Here is a 2,031-nt window from a genome sequence, read left to right as displayed (position 1 = left end):
CGCCGGGCGCGTGCCCGTGGTCGCGGGCACCGGCGGTCCGCTCGGTCAGGCGGTCACGCTCGCACGGGCGGCGGCGGATGCCGGAGCCGACGCCCTGCTCGTGCTGCCGCCGTACCTCGTCGGCGGCCCCCAGACCGGACTCGTCGCGTACGTCGAGGCGGTGGCGGCGGCATCGGATCTTCCCGTCGTGATCTACCACCGGGCGAACGCGCAGTACTCGGTCGACTCGGTGCGCCGGCTCGCGGGGAACCCCAAGGTCGTCGGGTTCAAGGACGGCGTCGGCGATGTCGGCCTCGCGCAGCAGATCGTGCGCGCTGTGCGCGCCGAAGGACGCGACGACTTCGCGTTCTTCAACGGCCTGCTCACCGCCGAGCTCACGCAGGGCGCGTACCGGGGCATCGGCATCCCGCTGTACTCGTCGGCGGCGTTCGCGATGATCCCCGAGGTCGCCAACGCGTACTACCGCGCGTACGTCGCCGGGGACGAGGCGCGCCGCGCCGAGCTGCTCGACGGCTTCTACTCGCCCCTCGTGCGGCTGCGCGACGACACCCCCGGCTTCGGGGTCTCACTCATCAAGGCCGGCCTGCGCCTCGGCGGACTTCCGGTCGGCTCTGTGCGCGCGCCGCTCGTCGACCCGACGCCCGAGCAGGAGGAGCGGCTCGCCGGCATCCTCGAGGCGGGACGGGCGCTGCTGTGACCCTCTCCGCCCCCGACGTCGAAGGCGTCACCGTCGCGTCGTTCGACGCGCGGCTGCGGCGCGTGCCGCTGTCACGGCCGTGGGCGGCAGACGTCACCTCGGTCGGCGTGATCGCGACGCACGTGGTGCGCTCGGACGGCACCGAGGGCTGGGGCTTCTCATGGACGCCGCAGATCGGGGCCGAGGCCGTGCAGGCGCTGCTGGCGCACGACATCGCTGCGTTCGCGGTCGGGCAGGATGCCGAGCCCGGAGCCCGCTGGCGCGCCCTGTGGCAGCACCTGCACGAGGCCGGAGGCGGCGGCGTCACCACGATCGCGATGGCGGGGCTCGACCTCGCGCTGTGGGATGCCGCGACGCGCGCCGCCGGAACCTCGCTCACCGGCTTTCTCGGAGCGCAGCGCGAGAGCGTGCGCGCGTACGGGTCGGGCGTGAACCTGCACTACTCGGTCGACGAGCTGGTCGGGCAGGTCCAGCGATGGGTCGAGGCCGGATTCGCGGCCGTGAAGGTCAAGGTCGGCAAGCCCGACGTCGCCGAAGACCTCGACCGGCTGCGTGCCGTGCGCGAGGTGCTCGGCCCCGATCGTGCGCTCATGATCGACGCGAACCAGCGGTGGGAGCTCGACCGGGCGACCCGCGCCCTCGAGGTGCTCGCCGAGGCGGCGCCCGCCTGGATCGAGGAGCCGTTGCGCGCCGACGACCTGTACGGCCACGTCGAGCTGTCGAAGCGCCTGGCCTCGTCGAGCGGCATCCCCATCGCGGTGGGGGAGAACCTGCACAATGTCTTCCGCTTCGAAGACTTCCTGCGGCTGGGCGCAGCGCAGATCATGCAGCCGAACATCGTGCGGGTCGGCGGGATCACGCCGTTCCTCGGCATCGCGGCCATCGCGGGCGAGTACGGCGCCGCCGTCCACCCTCATCTCCTGCCCGAGCTCTCGGGGCAGCTCGCCCTGTGCCTGCGCTCGGTGCCCGGCGTCCCCGAGCCGATGGCCGAGGACGTCGAGGATGCCGGCTTCGCCCAGCTCGGCGCGCTGGACGGCCCTTCGCCCGTGCGCATCGTCAAGGGCACCCTGACCGAAGTGCCGCACGCCGGCCTCGGCATCCGCTTTTCATGACCGACCACGCTTCGCCTGTGCGTCTCGACTGGCAAGCTCTCCCTTCGACAAGCTCAGGAACCGCGAGCGAGATGAAACGCCCGAACCTCCGGAGGATTCATGACCACCACCACCCCTGAAGAGCTCAAGACGCTCACCACGGCCGCCGCGGCGGCCGCCCCGATCTGGCGGGCGACGGATGCCGCCACGCGCGCCGCGTGGCTGCGCGCGGCCGCCGACGTG

2 protein-coding genes are annotated in these 2,031 nt (G+C 72.8%); both read left to right on the top strand.

What is annotated here, in order from left to right; all coding sequences use genetic code 11:
* The coding region (locus EIO58_RS16920) for a 5-dehydro-4-deoxyglucarate dehydratase (RefSeq protein ID WP_127820446.1) at positions 1 to 697 on the top strand (697 nt) is incomplete at its 5' end.
* Entirely contained in the window at positions 694 to 1,809 is a 1,116-nt protein-coding gene (locus EIO58_RS16915; RefSeq protein WP_127820445.1) for a mandelate racemase/muconate lactonizing enzyme family protein, read from the top strand. The genes EIO58_RS16920 and EIO58_RS16915, both read left to right, overlap by 4 nt.
* Positions 1,810 to 2,031 lie beyond the last annotated feature (222 nt).

It is taken from the genome of Microbacterium sp. CPCC 204701 (assembly GCF_004010105.1).
GTDB lineage: Bacteria > Actinomycetota > Actinomycetes > Actinomycetales > Microbacteriaceae > Microbacterium.
Note: the sequence above shows the minus strand (reverse complement) of the source record. Positions and strands in the feature narration are given on the sequence as shown.